Raw genomic sequence first — 16,808 nt, 5'->3', positions numbered from 1 at the left:
CGGACCTTGAGAGCTCACCTCGTGGCCACCGTCCTGGTGTCCCGCCCCGACCGCAGCACGCGCCCCGGTACGGCCCCGGTCACCACGTCGTCCCGGATCGCCTCGACCCCGTTGACCCAGACCGCCCGTACGCCGATCGCCTTGGAGTCCAGCCGTGGGCTGTCACCCGGCAGGTCGTGCACCAGGGTGGCCGTACCGGCGTCGATCCGCTCCGGGTCGAAGAGCACCAGATCCGCATGGAAGCCCTCCTGGATCCGGCCGCGGTCCTTCAGCCCGAACAGCTGCGCGGGATCGTCCGTCAGCATCTTCACCGCCTGCTCCAGGCTCGCCAGCCTCCGCCCGCGCAAACAGTCCCCGATGAACCGGGTCGTGTACGGCGCCCCGCACATCCGGTCCAGATGCGCCCCGGCGTCCGACCCGCCGAGCAGCACGTCCTCGTGCTGCCAGGCCTCGGCCCGCATCGCCCAGGACGCGGGGTCGTTGTCGGTGGGCATGGGCCACAGGACCGTACGCAGATCGTCGGCGGCGCAGATCTCCACCAGGCACGCGAAGGGGTCGAGCCCTCTCTCCCGCGCGATGTCCTCCACGACCCGCCCGGTCAGCCCGCGGTTCGCCTCGCTGTAGGTGTCGCCGATGACGTACCGCCCGAAGTTCGTCAGCCGCCGGAAGACACCGGCCTCCTTGGAGACCGCGTGCCCGAGCAACTCCGCCTGCACGTCCGGTTCGCGCAGCCTGGCGATCCGCTCGGGCACGGGCAGCCCGAGGACCGGCCCCCACCCGGGGATCAGGTTCAGCGCGCAGAAGGTGCCGAGCGACATGTTCATCGGCGTGAGGATCGGCATGGTGAGGGCCACCACCCTGCCGCCCGCCTTGCGGGCCTGCTCGCTCGCGAGGAGCTGCCTGGGGACCCGCTCCGGGACGGCCGAGTCGATGGTGAGGACGTTCCAGTTGAGCGGCCGCCCCGCCGCCGCGCTCATCTCCACGAACAGATCGATCTCGGCATCACTGAACTGATCCAGACACCCCGCCACGATCGCCTCGATCTGCGTCCCCTCGTGCTCGCCGACCGCCCGCGACAGCGCGAGGAGCTCCGCCGGTTTCGCGTGCCGGGAGGCGACCGGTTTGCCGTCCCCGTCGGAGTGACTGGACGACTGGGTGGTGGAGAACCCCCAGGCCCCGGCGTCCATGGCGTCGTGCAGGAGCCGCAGCATGCCGGCGAGCTGCTCCTCGCCGGGCTGCCCGCCGATCGCGTCGGGCCCCATGACGTACCGCCGGAGCGCACAATGCCCCACCATGAACCCGGCGTTGACGGCGATCCGCCCCTCAAGAGCGTCCAGATACTCCCCGAAGGAGCTCCAGCTCCAAGGCGCCCCTTCTTCGAGCGCCACCAGCGACATGCCCTCGACCTTGGACATCATGCGGCGCGTGTAGTCGGCGTCGCCGGGCCGCTCCGGATTCAGCGGCGCGAGCGTGAACCCACAGTTGCCGGCCGCCACGGTCGTGACGCCGTGGTTGAGGGACGGGGTCGCATACGGGTCCCAGAACAGCTGGGCATCGTAGTGCGTGTGGGGGTCGACGAAGCCGGGGGCGAGGATCAGGCCGTTGGCGTCCTCGCTGGTCCGGGCCTCTTCGGTGACGATGCCGATGACGGCGATACGACCGTCGCGTATGCCGACGTCGGCGGTGTAGCCGGGCGCACCCGTCCCATCAACGACGGTCGCACCCTTGATGAGGTGATCGAGCATGACGTCAACTCCTCAACTCACGTGTGGGACATGCCGCTGAGGGGCGCGGGGCTGCGTCGATATGCGGCTCCGCCGCGTGGGCGCGACCAGCCCCCACGAACCCGCAGCCGCCAACGAAGCTCAGACACCCTTCCGGAACCGCGAAGTCCGATGCACAGGATCCGTATCGATCTTCGGAATCACGTGCTCCCCGATCAGCCGAATCGTCTGCAACGTCTCTTCCTTCGGAATCCCCACCGGCAACCCGAAACTCAGCTGATCCGCCCCCGCCTGCTCCCACCGCTTGCACTGCCGCAGCACCTCGTCCGGATCCCCGCAGATCACCAGCTCCTCCTCGATGAGGACCTCGACGAACTCGGCGGTGTACTCGGGCAGCGTCTCCGGCCACACCGGGAACCCCTCCGGCCGCGGGAAGGTGTCGTGGTACCGGAAGACGAGCGACGGCAGGTAGTGCAGCCCCCCGTTCAGGGCGATCCGTATCGCCTCGTCATGAGTGGGCGCACAGATGGCCGTCGTCGTCACCATGACGTTGTCGTTCACGAAGTCCCCGACGGGTTCCGCGTCCACGATCGCCGTCTTGTACTGCTCCAGCACCCACTCCATGTCGGCGACCTTCTGCACGCTGAAGCCCAGCACCCCGAGCCCCTTCTTCGCCGCCATGGCGTACGACGACGGCGACCCCGCCGCGTACCACATCGCCGGATGCGACTTCCCGTACGGCTTCGGCAGGACCTTCCTCGGCGGCAGCGACCAGTGCTTGCCCTGGAAGCCGGCGTACTCGTCCTGGAGCCACATCTTCGGGAACTCGGCGATGGTCTCTTCCCAGATCTCCTTGGTGTAGTTCATGTCGGTGATCCCCGGCAGAAACCCGAGGATCTCGTGCGACCCCGCACCCCGCCCACTGCCGAACTCGAACCGGTTGCCGGTGAGATGGTCGAGCATGGCCACCTTCTCGGCGACCTTCACCGGGTGGTTGACCTGGGCAAGGGGGTTGAAGATCCCGGACCCGAGATGGATCCGCTCCGTGGCGTGCGCCAGGTACCCCAGGAAGACGTCGTTCGCCGACAGATGCGAGTACTCCTCCAGGAAGTGGTGCTCGGAGGCCCACGCGTACTTGAAGCCGGACTTGTCCGCCTGGATGACGTACTCGGTCTCCTCCATCAGCGCTTTGTGTTCGGCGAGCGGGTCGGTCTCGGCGCGCTTGCCCACGTATCCCTGTACAAAGAGCCCGAATTCCAAGGCGGTTCACCGTCCCCAGTAGTTTCTGACGCTTCGTCAGATAGCGACCTGCCGCCGACTGTGGCACCGGGCGCACGGATGGTCAATAGCTGACGGGTAGTCAGCTAGTGCCCGAACGGCGCTCAGATGACCGAGACGCCCGCCAGCCACCCCCCGTCGATCACGAACGGCTGACCGGTGATGTACGACGAGTCCTCCGAGGTCAGGAACAGCGCGAGGCGCGCCACCTCCTCCGGCCTCCCGACCCGCCCGAGGGGCACGAGCTTGCGGTACAGCGCGTCGAGCGCCCGGGACGTCTCCTCCAGGTCGGCGTCCGGATCCAGCTGGGCCGGGTTGGACATCGCGGTGTCGATGGCGCCGGGACACATGGCATTGACGCGGATGTGCCGGGGGGCCAGCTCGAGGGCGGCGACGCGGGTGAGGCCGACGATGGCGTGCTTGGTGGCGGCGTAGGCCCCGACGGCCGCCATGCCGGTCACCCCGGTGTACGAGGCGGTGTTGACGATCGTGCCGCCGTCGGCCAGCTCGGGCGCCACCGTCTTGACGCCGAGGAAGCAGCCGACCTGGTTCACCCGCACGACCTGCATGAACTCGTCGAGAGGCGTGTCGAGGAGGGCGTTGAAGCGCAGGATGCCGGCGTTGTTGACGAGGCCGTCGATGTGCCCGTACGCCTCCTTCGTCGCGGTGACCGCCGCGTGCCAGTCGGTCTCCTCGCCGACGTCGAGGTGGACGTACAGGGCGCCCAGCTCCTCGGCGAGCTTGCGCCCCTGGTCGTCGAGGACGTCCGCGACGACGACTCTCGCGCCCTCCGCGACGAAGAGCCGCGCCTCCTGCTCGCCCTGTCCGCGCGCTGCTCCGGTGACGATGACGACCCGTCCGTCGAGCTTGCCCATTGCGGCCCCCTGCACATGGTGGACACGGTGGACTCCGCATCGTAGCGGCATACCTGACGATGCGTCAGATGCAAGTCACCGGCGTTGCCGAGGCGAATCTCACGTGACCGGCAAGTAGGGATGTTTGACCCTGTCGGCGATCGTCAAGGGAATCCAAAATCCTCGCCATGTCCAAGCGGAGACTCAAGAACAAGAAGATCAGGCTCGTGGCTGTCGGCGCGGCGCTGGCGACCGGCGGGGTGATCGTGGCGTTGCTCCCGTCGGCGAACGCCGCCGACGAGGGGAAGACGCCCGAGGAGATCATGACGATGTGCCAGAGGGCCAAGGTGCTCGACGGAAAGCAGCAGTCGATCTCCGACTTCGGCGGCCATCCGATCGCCGGACCGAGTTTCGCGTCCGACAACTGTGATTTCGTCGAGACGAAGTTCGAGACCTTCGACGGGCCGACCGAAAAGGCCTCCATCGACTTCCCGAACTGCGAACCGAACGCCACCGAGCCGGCGAAGGTGTCGGTCACCTGGTCGGCGACGGTGGCGCAGGGCAAGGGCAAGAGCACCGTCGTCCAACAGGGCGGCAGTGGAGGGATCTTCGGGGCCTTGAACGGATCCTGGGTCAGGCACAAAGGCACCCTCGACATGACGGTCAAGTCGGCGACCGCCGGTGACACGGAACAGCGCGAAGTGCCGGTCGGCAAGGTGCTCCACATGGAGTTCACGCCGAAGATGCAGCGGATGACCGGCGAATGGCGGGTCCGGATCGACGCCCGCGAGGCGACGACCGTCACCAACGCCACACCAGAGCAGAACTTCGTGGCGCCGGAGGTCGTCGAGGGCCCCGTCATGCTCCCCGGCGCGGCGGGTGCCCCCGGTGTCGTGGACGGCACCTCCAAGGCCGTACTGACCGACTGCTGACCCTGAAACCCCCCACATCCACAGGAGAACCCCATGACCCGCGCCCGCCGCTCCAGAGCTCACCGGAGCAAGAAGAAGCGCATCACCCTCGCCCTGTCCCCGCTGGCGGCCCTGGCGATCGCCGTACCGCTGATGAACCCGGCGGGTGCCGCCACCACCTCCGAAGTGACCGCCGACTGCGCGGCGGACTCCGACAAGCTGGAGAACTGCGAGTTCGTCGACGTCCAGTTCAAGCGGGACAACCTCGGGCCCAATCAGCGGGTCTCCGCGGTGACCGACAACTGCGGATCGACGGCCACCGCCTCGAAGACCTTCAATGTGAGCGCGTCCGTCACCAGGACCATCCAGGTCGATGAAGGATTCAGCGTGGATGCCGGCTCGAAGCTCTCCAATTCCGTCTTCGAGATCGGCGTGAAGTTCAGCACCACCGAAATCAACATCACGCGCGACGACAAGACGACCACCCTGGCGTTCAGCAGGACGGACACCGTGCAGGCGGACAGCGTCGCCTTCTTCATGTGGTCCGCGAAACGCACCGACGTGAGCGGATTCCTGCGGGCCACGTACAAGGAGCCGCAGGACGGTCAGAAGGTGTTCTTCGCGCCCAGCGAGGGCGCCACGAGCATGCACGTCTTCTATCCGCAGATCCTCAAGAACGGCACGCCCGACGGGCGTCTGTGGCTGCGCAACGTGAAGTGCGGGACTCCCGAGGCCGCCGGGCTGAAGAACTCCACGCGCGCCCTCAGGTCGGAACCCGGATTCGGTGAGGGCGGCGAGAACGTCACCGACGTCGAAATACCGCTCGCCGAGATCCCGGCGTCGTAGCTCGCCGCGGAAGTTCTCAGATGCGAAGCACGGGCGCGGCTCCCAGCCACCTCAGGACCGCGTCCGTGCTGCCGCGTGCGTCGAGCTTGGCGTAGATGTTGCTGAGGTTGTTGCGGACCGTCTTCTCGCTCAGCCGTAATCGCAGCCCGATCTCCTGCGCGCCGAGCCCGGTCGACAGCAGGTCCATGATCTGCCGCTCCCGCGGCGAGAGAAGACCGCGCAGCCGCTGCGTCGCCGCGTCCCCCCTGGACGCCCGCCGGGCCTCCTCGCGCAGGGCCGCGCAGGCCGCCGGGGAGAGGTAGGTGTGCCCGATGGTGGCCCCGACGACGGCCGAGGAGAGCATGCAGGTGCAGTAGTCGCCCTCGACCAGATAGCCGGCCCCGCCGCGGAACACCTCCAACACGGTGGTGGTGTCCCGGCGCGGACTGACGACGATCAACGGAACACCGGCCGCTCCCAGCTCCCGCAGCCACTCCGACGGTTCGTCGCAGCGCAGGACGAGGACGTCCACCCGTTCGGGCACGGTGTACGGCGGCCGCAGGCGCACCACCCGCTCGACATACGGGTCGTCGGGAGCCGGCCACTCGGTGTGCGGCCAACGTCCCTCGGGGCAGGCGAGGGCGACGGTGAGTCTGCGGGAAGTGCGCACGTCATGGTGTCCTTCCGCCGAAGCCGTACGTCCGTACGTCCGTACATACGGCTGCCGACGTGGACATGTTCAAGCTTTCAAGGAAGGCGCTTACCGCAGCAGCGGCGCCACCTCCGCCCCGAACGCCTCGATCTGATCGGTGAGTTCGGCCCGGCTCCGGCACCGGAACCGCACCTGTATCTGGTGCACCCCCATGGCTCGGTAGGCACGGAGCGACTCGGCCAGTTCCTGGGCCTTGCCCGTGACGGTCCGGCGCCCGACGTCCCAGGCGGGCGTCCCGACGTACAGCGGCTCGGTGATGGCGCCGATGGTGAACGACCCCTGGACTCCCCGCTGCTCGCGCAGTCGCCGTATCCGCGCGATCTGCCCCGGCAGCCGGTCCCGCGGATCTCCCTGCGGCAGCCACCCGTCCCCCTTGAGCGCGGCCCGCCGCACCGCCGCGGGCGACGACCCGCCGACCCACACCGGAACGCGCTCCTGGGCGGGCCGCGGCCGCTGTCCGAGGCCCTCGAAGTCGTAGAGCTCACCGTGGTGCTCGGGAAACTCCTCGGGGCCGAGGGCCGCCCTGAGCGCGTCGACGGTCTCGTCCAGCGCGGAACCGCGCCGCTCGAAGTCGACCCCCAGCACCTCGAACTCCTCCCGGACGTGCCCGGCTCCGACCCCGAGGACCAGCCGCCCGCCGCTGAGGTGATCGAGAGTGGCGTACTGCTTGGCGGTGAGCAGCGGATGCCGCAGGCCCACGACGGCTACGTGACTGAGCAGCCGTACCCGCTCGGTGGCGGCCGCGAGGAAGGCGAGGGTGGCGACCGGGTCGTACCAGACCGTGCTCATCGCGGACGCGAGACGGCGCGGGATGGCGACGTGGTCGCAGCTCGCGACGTAGGCGAAGCCGGCGTGATCGGCGGCGCGGGCGACGGCGATCAGGTCGCCGGGGCCGGCGGCGGCTTCCCAGGGTTCGGCGTAGATCGTGCTCTGGGACTGGACGGGCAGCTGGATGCCGTACTTCATGCACCACTCCACAAGCCCTCGGGGGTGAGCCCCAGCAGCTCGATGGCGTTGCCCCGCACGATCCGCTCGACCACGTCCGCGTCCAGGTGGCCCATCTGGGCCTCGCCGACGTCGCGGGACTTCGGCCAGGTGGAGTCGGAGTGGGGATAGTCGGTCTCGTACAGGACGTTGTTCAGGCCGATGGCGTCCAGGTTGCGCAGGCCGAAGGCGTCGTCGAAGAAGCAGCCGTAGACGTGGTCGGCGAACAGCTCGGACGGCGGCCGGTGCACCTTGTCGGCGACCCCGCCCCAGCCGCGGTTCTCCTCCCACACCACGTCGGCGCGCTCCAGGATGTACGGGATCCAGCCGATCTGGCCCTCCGCGTACATGACCCTGAGGTTCGGGAAGCGTTCGAACTTGCCGCTCATCAGCCAGTCGACCATCGAGAAGCAGCAGTTGGCGAAGGTGATGGTGGAGCCGACGGCGGGCGGGGCGTCGGCGGAGGTGGAGGGCATACGGCTGGAGGAGCCGATGTGCATGGCGACCACCGTGCCGGTCTCGTCGCAGGCGGCGAGGAAGGGGTCCCAGTCGTCGGTGTGGACGGAGGGGAGCCCGAGGTGCGGGGGTATCTCGGAGAAGGCGACGGCACGCACGCCGCGGGCGGCGTTGCGGCGGACCTCGGCGGCCGCGAGCTCGGCGTCCCAGAGGGGGATGAGGGTGAGCGGGATGAGCCGTCCCTGGGCGGCCGGGCCGCACCACTCCTCCACCATCCAGTCGTTGTAGGCCTGGACGCACAGCAGGCCCAGCTCGTGGTCCTCGGCCTCGGTGAAGGTCTGGCCGCAGAAGCGGGGGAAGGTCGGGAAGCAGAGGGCGGACTGGACGTGGTTGAGGTCCATGTCGGCCAGGCGGGCGGGGACGTCGTAGGAGCCCGGGCGCATCTGCTCGTAGGTGATGACCTCGAGCTTGATCTCGTCCCGGTCGTACCCGACGGCGGTGTCGAGGCGGGTGAGGGGTCGGTGGAGATCCTCGTACACCCACCAGTCACCGATCGGCCCGTCATCGCCGGGCCGGCCCATGACCGGCTTGAACCGGCCGCCGAGGAAGGTCATTTCCTTCAGCGGGGCGCGGACGGTGCGGGGGCCGGTGTCGAGGTACTTCTTCGGCAGCCGGTCCTGCCACACGGTGGGCGGTTCCACGGTGTGGTCGTCGACGGAGATGATCAGGGGAAACGTCGTCTCGGTGTCGTCCATGGCGTTCACGGTAGCGCTGATCTGACGGACCGTCAGCTATGCGGCGGGCTGCAGTACGGCGGTGCCGTACGGCGGTGCCGTACGGCGGTGCCGTACGGCGGTGCTCACGAGGGCGAGCTGATCGGTTCTGGTCGGTCGTGTACGGAGATCGTGTGGGGACCTTGTGGAATCCCGCACGCCCGGGTGTGCCCTGCCTGTGATCGGTGTCTCGCCCGGCTGACGCATCCGCCCTGAACAAGGCAAACTGACCTAGTTGTTGAGGATGCCTAGGGGGACCCGATGGACGGTGCACCGCGTGTGCCCGAGCAGCGGCGTTCCGGCTCCCAGGAGCCGGCGATGCTGCGCTTCAGCGTGCTCGGTCCGGTACGCGCCTGGCGCGACGACGAGCAGCTCCCCACCGGCTCCCCTCAGCAACGTGCGCTCCTGGCCGCCCTGCTGCTGCGCGAGGGCCGTACGGCGACCGCGGCGGAGCTGATCGACGCCCTGTGGGGCGAGGACCCGCCGTCGCAGGCGCTGGCGGCGCTGCGGACGTACGCCTCCCGGCTGCGGAAGGTGCTGGACCCCGGGGTCCTGGTGAGCGAGTCGGGCGGCTACGCGGTGCGGGGCCTGGCCGAGGGCGCGCTGGATCTGGGCGTGGCGCAGGAGCTGGTGGCTCAGGCGGAGAAGGCGCGGGGCGCCGGGGATCTGTGCCATGCGCGCCAGGTGCTGGGGCGGGCGCTGGCGCTGTGGGACGGCGAGGTGCTGGCCGGGGTGCCGGGGCCGTATGCGGAGGCGCAGCGGGTCCGCCTGGAGGAGTGGCGGCTGCAGCTCCTCGAGTCCCGCCTCGACATGGACCTGGAGCAGGGCTGCCACGCCGAGGCGGTCTCGGAGCTGACGGCGCTGACGGCGGCGCACCCCCTGCGGGAGCGGCTGCGTGAGCTGCTGATGCTCGCCCTGTACCGCAGCGGCCGTCAGGCGGAGGCGCTGGCGGTGTACGCGGACACGCGGCGCCTGCTCGCCGACGAGCTCGGCGTGGACCCGCGCCCGGGCCTCAAGGAGCTCCAGCAGCGGATCCTGCAGGCGGACCCCGGCCTCGCGGAGCCCTCGGCGCCGGTGACCGAGCCGGCGGTGACCCCGGTGCGCCCGGCCCAGCTCCCGGCGACCGTCCCCGACTTCACGGGCCGTTCCGCCTTCGTCTCCGAGCTCAGCGAGGTCCTCGCCTCGGCCGAGGGCCGGGTGATGGCGGTGTCGGCGCTGGCGGGCATCGGGGGCGTCGGCAAGACGACGCTGGCGGTGCACGTGGCGCACCAGGCGCGTTCGGCGTTCCCGGACGGTCAGTTGTACGTCGACCTCCAGGGCGCGGGCCCGCGGGCGGCGGAGCCGGAGACGGTGCTGGGCTCCTTCCTGCGGGCCCTGGGGACGGCGGACTCGGCGATCCCGGACTCGCTGGAGGAGCGGGCGGCGCTGTACCGGTCGGTGCTGGACGGCCGCCGGGTCCTGGTCCTGCTGGACAACGCGAAGGACGCCGCCCAGGTACGGCCGCTGCTGCCGGGCACGGAGGGCTGTGCGGCGCTGGTGACGTCCCGGGTCCGCATGGTGGACCTGGCAGGTGCCCATCTGGTCGACCTGGACGTGATGTCGCCGGACGAGGCGCTGCAGCTCTTCACGAAGATCGTGGGCGAGGAGCGGGTGGCCGCCGAGCGGGAGGCCGCGCTGGACGTGGTCGCGGCGTGCGGTTTCCTGCCGCTGGCGATCCGCATCGCGGCGTCGCGGCTGGCGGCGCGCCGTACGTGGACGGTGTCGGTGCTGGCGGCGAAGCTCGCGGACGAGCGGCGCCGGCTGGACGAGCTCCAGGCCGGCGACCTCGCCGTGAAGGCGACCTTCGAGCTGGGCTACGGCGCCCTGGAGCCCGCCCAGGCCCGGGCGTTCCGGCTGCTGGGCCTGGCCGACGGCCCGGACATCTCGCTCGCGGCCGCCGCGGCCGTACTCGATCTGCCTCCGGACGACACGGAGGACCTGCTGGAGTCCCTCGTCGACACGTCACTGCTGGAGTCGGCGGCGCCCGGGCGGTACCGGTACCACGACCTGGTGCGGCTCTACGCGCGTGCGTGCGCGGAGCGGGACGAGTGGCCGCCGAGTGAGCGGGAAGCGGCGATGTCGCGGTTGCTGGACTTCTATCTGGCGACGGCGGCGGGGGTCTATGCGATCGAGCGGCCGGGGGACCGGCTGGTGGATCATCTGGAGCACGGGGAGTTCCCCGGTCTGCGCTTCGGCAGTCGCCATGAGGCTCAGGACTGGCTGTACTCCGAGGCGAACTGCCTGCTGGCCTGCGCGAGTCAGTCCGTGCGCAGCGGTGGCCTGCGAAGGGCTGTCGACCTTCTCTGGGCGGCGAAGGACCTGGCCGAGTCCGGCGCTGCCGCCCGTGACTACGAGGCAGCGGCGATGGCCGCCCGCGATGCCGCTCGGGCAGCGGGCGACGTCCAGGTCGAAGGCCGAGCTCGGACGACCCTGACCGACGCCCACCTGGCAGCCGGGCGATTCGCCCAGGCCGACGACGAAGTGAGCCAAGCCGCGGCCCTGGCACAGCGAGTCAGCGATCCGGCCCTCAACTGCTGGGTGCCGAATCATCGTGGTGTCATCGCGGTCTACAGAGGCCTGCATGCCGAGGGGGCCGTCCATCTCCAGGAGGCCCTCACCAACTTCCGGTCGGACGGCAACCTGGCCGGTGAGGCCAACGCGCTGTGCAACCTTTCGCGTTCGCACCTCGCCATGGGACAGACGAGCAGCGCGATCGAGCTCGCGCGCGAGGGTGTCAGCATCTACGACCGCCTGGGCCACACTCTGCGCGGCGCCAACGGCCGCTACGCCCTGGGGCTGGCGCTCGCCCAGGCCGGTGAACTCGCGCGTGCGGTCGAGCAGTTGACCGAGGCTCTCGAGGTGTTCCAGGACAGCCGCCAGCGGCTCTGGGAGGGAATGGCGATCTTCCGGCTCGCCGAGATACTGCTCAGCGAGCGAAAGCCCGCCCAGGCCGCCGCTCTCGCGGAACAGTCACTCGCCGTCCTGCGCGGCATCGGCGGGGACTGGCGGCGAGGGAACGTACTCACCGTTCTCGGGCGTGCCCTGTACGACATCGGGCAGCTCGACCGTGCGCAGGCCTGTTGGCGCGAAGCCCTGTCCATCTACGAGGATCTGGGTTCCCCGGAGGCCGCTGAGGTGCGGGGACTGCTCCTTCCCGTGGCCGCCGCGTAGTCGGACCCGGGCAGCGTTCATCGTTCGTTTATCGCCTCACGGCACGCTGAATGCCGTCGATCCGTCGCGTCGGGGGGCAGACGGATCATCGTTGCGGCCCACCGTTAAGGTGAACGGCCCTGACCAGCCCGTCCGGCGGCCCTCGGGGGAGTCGCCGGGCGGGCCTCGTGTCCCAGTCACAGGAGTTGAACAGCATGGCCGATGAGAAGAAGACCGACGGCACCGTCAAGCCGCTCGACACCCACATCACCGATGCCGACGCCGGCACGGTCAACCCGCTCGACACCCACATCACCGACGCCAAGGCCGACGACGGCACGGTGAAGCCGCTCGACACCCACATCACGAGCGAAGAGGCCTGACAGACCAGCACCCCCACGGGGATCGGCCGCGGCGGCGCGGAGGGGAGCCGCCGCGGCCGACGCATGTCCGGGACGGGCCAGGGCCTGCCCCGCGACGCCGACGTGATCCGAACGACAGGCCCTAACGCCGCCGGGCCCGCAGCTCCCCCTTCACCACCTTGCCCCCGGCGTTCCGGGGCAGTTCCCGTACGAACTCCACCGTCCTCGGCACCTTGTAGTTCGCCATCTCCCGCCGCGCCCACGCGATCAGGTCGTCCCCGGTCAGCACAGCCCCCGGCCGCCGCACCACGAACGCCTTCCCGACCTCCCCCAGCCGCGGATCCGGGACGCCGATCACCGCCACGTCGGCCACATCCGGGTGCAGCCCCAACGCCTGCTCTATCTCGGCCGGGTACGCGTTGAAGCCGCCGACGATGAACATGTCCTTCATGCGGTCGGTGATGCGGAGGTTGCCCGCCTCGTCCAGCACCCCCACATCCCCCGTCCGCAGCCACCCGCCCTCCGTCAGCACCTCCGCCGTCGCCGCCTCGTCCTCGTAGTAGCCCCGCATGACGTTGAAGCCGCGGACCAGGACCTCGCCCGGTTCGCCGACCGGGGCCTCGACGCGTACTTCCGTGCCGGGTATCGCGCGGCCCGAGGTCGACGCGATCACCGACGGGTCGTCGCCGCGCCGGCACATCGTGACGATGCCGCTGGCCTCCGAGAGGCCGTACGCCGTCAGGACCGTCTCCACGCCCAGCTCCCCGCGCAGGCGTTCCACCAGCCGCAGGGGCACGACGGCCGCGCCCGTCACCACCAGCCGCAGCGCCGAGAGGTCGTACGTGTCCCGAGCCGGGTGGTCGAGCAACGACTGGTGGAGGGTCGGCGGGCCCGGCAGCACCGACACGCGTTCCGCCGCGATGTTCGCCAGGGCCGTGTCGACGTTGAACACCGGCTGGGGGATCATCGTCGCACCCCGCATCAGGCAGGCGATCACTCCGGCCTTGTAGCCGAAGGTGTGGAAGAAGGGGTTCACGATCAGATAGCGGTCGCCCTGCCGGAGGCCCGCGAGGTCGCTCCACACCTCGTAGGCACGGAGCGTCTGCGCGTGGGTGATGACCGCGCCCTTCGGGCGGCCCGTAGTCCCGGACGTGAAGACGATGTCCGAGGGGCAGGAGCCGGACACGGCTTCCGACCTCGCGCGCACCTCCGGCTCCCCCACCCCGTCCCCGCTCGCCAGGAAGTCCTTCCAGGTACGGAAGTCCGCAGGGGCGTCGTCCGACAGCACCACCACCTGTTCCAGCTCCGGCAGCCCCGGCCCGTCCGCGACCGCCCTGCGCAGCGACGCCACGTACGACGTCCCCAGGAACGTGCCCGTCACGAACAGCAGCCGCGTCCCGCTGCGCCGCAGGACATCCACCGCCTCCCCGCCCTTGAAGCGGGTGTTCAGCGGCACCAGCACCGCCCCCGCCGACACCGCGCCCAGCGCCGCCACGATCCAGTCGAGCGTGTTCGGGGCCCAGATGGCGACGCGGTCGCCCGGCGCGATGCCGTTCGCGATGCAGGCGGCGGCCGAGCGCTCGACGCGGGCGCCCAGTTCGGCGTACGAGATCCTGGTGCGGCCCTCCACCACCGCCTCGGCGTCCGCGTACCGCTCGGCCGCGCCGCGGACGAGTTCCGGAATGCTGCCCCACTCCAAGTCACCGCGCACAACAGCCTCCAGACGGAACCCGGCGAAACCCAGTAGCTGACTGACCGTCAGATTAGCTGTAGCCTGACGCCCTGTCAGCAGCCGCTTCGTCTTGCGGAGGTGCGCGCAGCATGACCGGAGCCGTCCCAGTCACCGGCCTCAAGGACGCCACCGCGATCGTCGGCATCGGACAGACCCCCTTCGCCAAACGGCTCGACGAGGACGAGAGGACCCTCGCCTGCCGTGCCGTCCTCGCCGCCCTCGACGACGCCGGGATCGCCCCGGGGGAGGTCGACGCCCTCGCCAGCTACACCATGGAGGAGACGGACGAGGTGGAGCTGGCCAAGGCCGTCGGGTTCGGGGACCTCACCTTCTTCAGCAAGGTGGGGTACGGGGGTGGCGGGTCGTGTGCCACCGTCGCGCATCTCGCCGCCGCCATCGCCACCGGGCAGGCGACGGTCGGGGTCGCCTGGCGGTCGCGCAAGCGCGGCAGCGGGCCCCGGCCCTGGAAGAACACCACCGCCCAACTGCCCACCCCCGCCCAGTGGACACGGCCGTACGGCCTCCTGCGGCCGGCCGACGAGATCGCCATGCTCGCCCGCCGCTACATGCACGAGTACGGCGCCACCCGGGACCATCTCTTCAATGTCGCGCTCGCCTGCCGGAACCGGGCCAATCAGAACCCCGCCGCGATCATGTACGACCGTCCTCTCACTCGCGAGATGTACATGACCTCCCGGTGGATCAGCGAGCCCCTCTGCCTCTTCGACAACTGCCTGGAGACGGACGGTGCCCTGGCCTGCGTGCTGGTCAGCCGGGAGCGGGCACGGGACTGCCGGCACACCCCCGTCTACGTCCACTCCGCCGCCCAGGGCCTGCCCGCCCAGCACCACGGCATGGTCAACTACTGGAACGACGACCCGCTCACCGGACCTGCCTGGACCGCCGCCCGGCATCTGTGGAAGCACGCCGACTTCACACCACAGGACGTGGACGTCGCCCAGATCTACGACGCGTTCACGGCTCTCATACCGCTCTCCCTGGAGGGGTACGGCTTCTGCGGGCGGGGGGAGGGCGGGTCCTTCACGGAAGGGGGCGCCCTGGAGATCGGCGGGGCGCTGCCGATCAACACCGGGGGCGGGGGGCTCAGCGAGGCCTACGTCCACGGCTTCAACCTCATCAACGAGGGCGTCAAACAGCTCCGCGGCACCAGCACCGCCCAGGTCCCGGGCGCCGCCACCTGTCTCGTCACCGCCGGCGAAGGCGTCCCCACCTCCGCGCTGCTGCTGCGAAACTGAGGAGTTGATCCACGGATGCTCTCCCCCGTCACCGACCCCGACGGCGCCCCCTTCTGGCAGTACGCCGCCCGGGGCGAACTCCGCGTCCAGACCTGCGCCGACTGCCGCGAACCCCGCTTCCCGCCCCGCCCCTGCTGCCCGCACTGCCAGTCCTTCGCGAGCGAGTGGCGCCAGGTCTCCGGGCACGGGCGCGTCTGGTCCTACGTCGTCCCCCACCCGCCCCTCCTGCCGGACTACGCGGAGCAGGCGCCGTACAACGTCATCGTCGTCGAACTCGCCGACGCACCCCGCATCCGCCTCGTCGGCAACCTCGTCACCGCCCCGGACGCGCCCCTGAACTCCCTCTCTCCCGACCGGATCCGCATCGGCGCCAAGGTCCAGGCCGTCTTCAGCGGAACCGCCCTCCCGCAGTGGGTCCTGGAGCGCCCATGAGCCTCACCGTCACGACCGACAAGGACACCGGCGTCGCCGTCGTCACGCTCGACCGGCCCGACCGCCTCAACGCCATCGACCTGGACCTCAGAGACCAACTGGTCGAGTGCTGGCGGGCGTTGCGCTTCGACGACACCGTACGGGCCGTCGTCCTCACCGGTGCCGGAGAGCGGGCGTTCTGCACGGGGCTGGACCGGGATGCCGTAGTCCCGCAGCCCAACTCGCCGTACATGACGGACGATCCGCTCCTGCGCGTCGGCCCCAAGGCCAACGACCTGTGGAAACCGGTCGTCGCCGCCGTGCGGGGCATGGCCTGCGGCGGCGCCTTCTACCTCCTGGGAGAGGCGGACTTCGTCGTCGCCGACCCGACCGCCACCTTCTTCGACCCGCACACCACCTACGGCATGGTCAGCGCCTACGAGTCCATGCTCATGGCGCTGCGCATGCCGTACGGGGAGGCCGCGCGGATGGCGCTCATGGGAAGCGCGGAGCGGCTGTCGGCCCGGCGGGCCCACGAGATCGGCCTGGTGTCGGAAGTCACCGTGCCCGGCGAGGCGTTGGCCGCCGCGGCCGACTGTGCCGCCGTCATCGCCGGGTACCCGGCGGAGGGCGTCCAGGGGACGGTACGGGCGCTGTGGGCGGCCAAGGAGGCCGCCCTCGCCCAGGCGTTCGCACAGGCACCGCACCTGATCGCGCTCGGAAACCTGCCGGGCGAACGGCAGGCGCAGCTGTTCCGGTCGCGGCGCCGCGACCACCGGGTGCGGTGAGAGCCTGTTCGCAGGCTCTCAGTTACTGCGCGGTCCGCGTCACGTCGTCGAGGGTGCAGGTGACACCGCTCGTGTTCGCGCCGGTTTCCGGGACGTACACGGCGGCCACGTCCAGGGTCTCCGTGGCGCCCGGCGAGACGTACGGGATGGTGGACTCGCTGGTGCGCAGGGGCGCGCCGTCGGGGTCCTTGAAGGCCACGCCGAACTCGTAGGTGTACGTCGTGATGCTGCTGGTGTTGGTGGCCTCGACGCGGGCGACGATGCCCCGGCTGGGGTCGTACAGGCAGCTGGTGATCTTCACGTCCTCGGTGGGCGAGGCCGTCGCGGTCGCGTCGGTGCCGCCCGAGCCGCCGGTCGAGGACGAGTAGTCGTCGTCATCGTCGTCGTAGTGGGTGCTGCCGCCGGAGTAGCCGCCCGAACTGCTCGACGAGCTGCTGGAGTTGGAGCTGTCGTCACAGCCGCCACCGTGCGAGCGCCGGGCTCCGGTCAAGGCGACCACCACGCAGACGGACACGGCCACAGCGCGGACATGGCGAAGCTTCACGTCGTTCAA

15 protein-coding genes are annotated in these 16,808 nt (G+C 70.3%); 7 read left to right on the top strand and 8 right to left on the bottom strand.

The window, feature by feature from the left end; genetic code table 11:
• Nucleotides 1-14: 14 nt before the first annotated feature.
• The 3 genes from ACZ7L6_RS21795 to ACZ7L6_RS21785 form a co-directional block, all read right to left on the bottom strand.
• A complete protein-coding gene (locus tag ACZ7L6_RS21795) occupies nucleotides 15-1,745 on the bottom strand; it encodes an N-acyl-D-amino-acid deacylase family protein (protein ID WP_471926291.1) in 1,731 nt (576 codons plus the stop codon).
• Nucleotides 1,746-1,865: 120 nt separating this feature from the next.
• Nucleotides 1,866-2,984, bottom strand: a complete 1,119-nt coding sequence (locus ACZ7L6_RS21790; protein WP_471926289.1) for an LLM class flavin-dependent oxidoreductase — start codon at nucleotides 2,982-2,984, stop codon at nucleotides 1,866-1,868.
• 122 nt (nucleotides 2,985-3,106) lie between these two features.
• Nucleotides 3,107-3,877, bottom strand: a complete 771-nt coding sequence (locus ACZ7L6_RS21785) for an SDR family NAD(P)-dependent oxidoreductase (protein ID WP_471926287.1) — start codon at nucleotides 3,875-3,877, stop codon at nucleotides 3,107-3,109.
• Between the two features lie 167 nt (nucleotides 3,878-4,044).
• Between ACZ7L6_RS21785 and ACZ7L6_RS21780 the strand changes: the two genes are divergently transcribed.
• Both ACZ7L6_RS21780 and ACZ7L6_RS21775 read left to right on the top strand, forming a co-directional pair.
• Entirely contained in the window at nucleotides 4,045-4,788 is a 744-nt protein-coding gene (locus tag ACZ7L6_RS21780; protein ID WP_471926285.1) for a hypothetical protein, read from the top strand.
• A gap of 33 nt (nucleotides 4,789-4,821) precedes the next feature.
• On the top strand, nucleotides 4,822-5,613 hold the full coding sequence (locus tag ACZ7L6_RS21775; protein ID WP_471926283.1) for a hypothetical protein: 792 nt from the start codon (nucleotides 4,822-4,824) through the stop codon (nucleotides 5,611-5,613).
• 16 nt (nucleotides 5,614-5,629) lie between these two features.
• Here the strand turns inward: ACZ7L6_RS21775 and ACZ7L6_RS21770 are convergent, their stop codons facing one another.
• The 3 genes from ACZ7L6_RS21770 to ACZ7L6_RS21760 all read right to left on the bottom strand — a co-directional run bounded on the left by ACZ7L6_RS21770 (nucleotide 5,630) and on the right by ACZ7L6_RS21760 (nucleotide 8,499).
• Nucleotides 5,630-6,262 carry a helix-turn-helix transcriptional regulator gene (locus ACZ7L6_RS21770; protein ID WP_471926281.1) on the bottom strand — a complete coding sequence of 211 codons (633 nt, stop codon included), beginning with the start codon at nucleotides 6,260-6,262 and terminating at the stop codon, nucleotides 5,630-5,632.
• Nucleotides 6,263-6,352: 90 nt separating this feature from the next.
• Complete coding sequence (locus ACZ7L6_RS21765) at nucleotides 6,353-7,270, bottom strand: TIGR03619 family F420-dependent LLM class oxidoreductase (RefSeq protein ID WP_471926279.1); 918 nt, start codon at nucleotides 7,268-7,270, stop codon at nucleotides 6,353-6,355.
• Nucleotides 7,267-8,499, bottom strand: coding sequence for an amidohydrolase family protein (locus ACZ7L6_RS21760; protein ID WP_471926277.1), 1,233 nt, complete (start codon nucleotides 8,497-8,499; stop codon nucleotides 7,267-7,269). Before ACZ7L6_RS21760 ends, ACZ7L6_RS21765 begins: the two co-directional genes overlap by 4 nt.
• A 279-nt stretch (nucleotides 8,500-8,778) precedes the next feature.
• Between ACZ7L6_RS21760 and afsR the strand changes: the two genes are divergently transcribed.
• Both afsR and ACZ7L6_RS21750 read left to right on the top strand, forming a co-directional pair.
• A complete protein-coding gene (gene afsR, locus ACZ7L6_RS21755) occupies nucleotides 8,779-11,727 on the top strand; it encodes an SARP-family global regulator AfsR (RefSeq protein ID WP_471926275.1) in 2,949 nt (982 codons plus the stop codon).
• Between the two features lie 194 nt (nucleotides 11,728-11,921).
• A complete protein-coding gene (locus ACZ7L6_RS21750) occupies nucleotides 11,922-12,089 on the top strand; it encodes a hypothetical protein (RefSeq protein ID WP_471926273.1) in 168 nt (55 codons plus the stop codon).
• Nucleotides 12,090-12,210: 121 nt separating this feature from the next.
• Here ACZ7L6_RS21750 and ACZ7L6_RS21745 read toward each other — a convergent pair whose 3' ends face one another.
• The gene (locus ACZ7L6_RS21745) at nucleotides 12,211-13,779 is read right to left on the bottom strand and encodes a FadD3 family acyl-CoA ligase (RefSeq protein WP_471926271.1); all 1,569 of its coding nucleotides are present in this window, start codon (nucleotides 13,777-13,779) and stop codon (nucleotides 12,211-12,213) included.
• A gap of 110 nt (nucleotides 13,780-13,889) precedes the next feature.
• Between ACZ7L6_RS21745 and ACZ7L6_RS21740 the strand changes: the two genes are divergently transcribed.
• Genes ACZ7L6_RS21740 through ACZ7L6_RS21730 form a run of 3 tightly spaced genes read left to right on the top strand, consistent with a single transcriptional unit; the run spans nucleotide 13,890 to nucleotide 16,255 of the window.
• Nucleotides 13,890-15,056 (top strand): lipid-transfer protein, encoded by a 1,167-nt coding sequence (locus ACZ7L6_RS21740; protein ID WP_471926269.1) that lies wholly within the window; start codon nucleotides 13,890-13,892, stop codon nucleotides 15,054-15,056.
• A 15-nt stretch (nucleotides 15,057-15,071) separates the two neighbouring features.
• The gene (locus ACZ7L6_RS21735; RefSeq protein WP_471926267.1) at nucleotides 15,072-15,488 is read left to right on the top strand and encodes a Zn-ribbon domain-containing OB-fold protein; all 417 of its coding nucleotides are present in this window, start codon (nucleotides 15,072-15,074) and stop codon (nucleotides 15,486-15,488) included.
• Nucleotides 15,485-16,255: an enoyl-CoA hydratase/isomerase family protein gene (locus ACZ7L6_RS21730; RefSeq protein ID WP_471926265.1), complete on the top strand. Its 771-nt coding sequence runs from the start codon at nucleotides 15,485-15,487 to the stop codon at nucleotides 16,253-16,255. Before ACZ7L6_RS21735 ends, ACZ7L6_RS21730 begins: the two co-directional genes overlap by 4 nt.
• Nucleotides 16,256-16,277: 22 nt before the next feature.
• Here ACZ7L6_RS21730 and ACZ7L6_RS21725 read toward each other — a convergent pair whose 3' ends face one another.
• Nucleotides 16,278-16,799, bottom strand: coding sequence for a hypothetical protein (locus tag ACZ7L6_RS21725; protein WP_471926263.1), 522 nt, complete (start codon nucleotides 16,797-16,799; stop codon nucleotides 16,278-16,280).
• Nucleotides 16,800-16,808: the final 9 nt, after the last annotated feature.

The sequence above is a fragment of the Streptomyces sp. NPDC107522 genome (assembly GCF_055657525.1).
The sequence above is the reverse complement of the archived record's forward strand: the minus strand, read 5'-3'. Positions and strand labels throughout refer to the sequence as shown.

Bases quoted from the DNA above. Each gene is read 5' to 3' on its own strand.
- ACZ7L6_RS21795 (WP_471926291.1), bottom strand. From the start codon at position 1,745: ATGCTCGATCACCTCATCAAGGGTGCGACCGTCGTTGATGGGACGGGT.
- ACZ7L6_RS21785 (WP_471926287.1), bottom strand. From the start codon at position 3,877: ATGGGCAAGCTCGACGGACGGGTCGTCATCGTCACCGGAGCAGCGCGC.
- ACZ7L6_RS21780 (WP_471926285.1), top strand. From the start codon at position 4,045: ATGTCCAAGCGGAGACTCAAGAACAAGAAGATCAGGCTCGTGGCTGTC.
- ACZ7L6_RS21775 (WP_471926283.1), top strand. From the start codon at position 4,822: ATGACCCGCGCCCGCCGCTCCAGAGCTCACCGGAGCAAGAAGAAGCGC.
- ACZ7L6_RS21765 (WP_471926279.1), bottom strand. From the start codon at position 7,270: ATGAAGTACGGCATCCAGCTGCCCGTCCAGTCCCAGAGCACGATCTAC.
- ACZ7L6_RS21760 (WP_471926277.1), bottom strand. From the start codon at position 8,499: ATGGACGACACCGAGACGACGTTTCCCCTGATCATCTCCGTCGACGAC.
- afsR (WP_471926275.1), top strand. From the start codon at position 8,779: ATGGACGGTGCACCGCGTGTGCCCGAGCAGCGGCGTTCCGGCTCCCAG.
- ACZ7L6_RS21750 (WP_471926273.1), top strand. From the start codon at position 11,922: ATGGCCGATGAGAAGAAGACCGACGGCACCGTCAAGCCGCTCGACACC.
- ACZ7L6_RS21740 (WP_471926269.1), top strand. From the start codon at position 13,890: ATGACCGGAGCCGTCCCAGTCACCGGCCTCAAGGACGCCACCGCGATC.
- ACZ7L6_RS21735 (WP_471926267.1), top strand. From the start codon at position 15,072: ATGCTCTCCCCCGTCACCGACCCCGACGGCGCCCCCTTCTGGCAGTAC.
- ACZ7L6_RS21730 (WP_471926265.1), top strand. From the start codon at position 15,485: ATGAGCCTCACCGTCACGACCGACAAGGACACCGGCGTCGCCGTCGTC.